Here is a 460-nt window from a genome sequence, read left to right on the forward strand (position 1 = left end):
GCGGATGCGGCCTTGAGCGACAAACTGCTTGGCGTAGTGATCGGGCAAATAACCGAGGAAGCGACCCGATAGGATCAGGCGCGCTGCGGCCTCCATGTCGCTCACCCGCGCGCGCGGCTCGACGCTCTCGAATATCTTGAGGTCGCGCTGCCCCCAGTAAGTGCGGCTGACGAGCTTGTGTTCACGCACAATTCCAACGTCAATTTCCTCGTCCGACGTGGAAAAAAGCGGATGATCGACGCCACAGTAGAATGATTGCACCTCGTCATAGAGAGGAATGTATTCAAGCCCTAGTGCGGTGCGTGGAAAACTGGCAATGGCGATCTGGATCTGTCCGACCAGGATTGCGCGCAGCAGCTCGCTCGGCGGCCGGGTCACCACTTCCAGAGTTACTTCCGGCGCCTGATCGGCGAACTTCGCCAGCACCTTCTCCAGCGGACAAAGCGGATCGGAAATGGTG

General features: G+C 59.1%; 1 protein-coding gene. It reads right to left on the reverse strand.

The features are described 5' to 3' along the window. Window positions 1–460, reverse strand: a 460-nt coding sequence (locus EOA60_RS36960; RefSeq protein ID WP_206628490.1) for a substrate-binding domain-containing protein, incomplete at both ends; no start/stop codon positions are given.

The organism is Mesorhizobium sp. M1A.F.Ca.IN.020.06.1.1, from assembly GCF_004023265.1.
GTDB lineage: Bacteria > Pseudomonadota > Alphaproteobacteria > Rhizobiales > Rhizobiaceae > Mesorhizobium.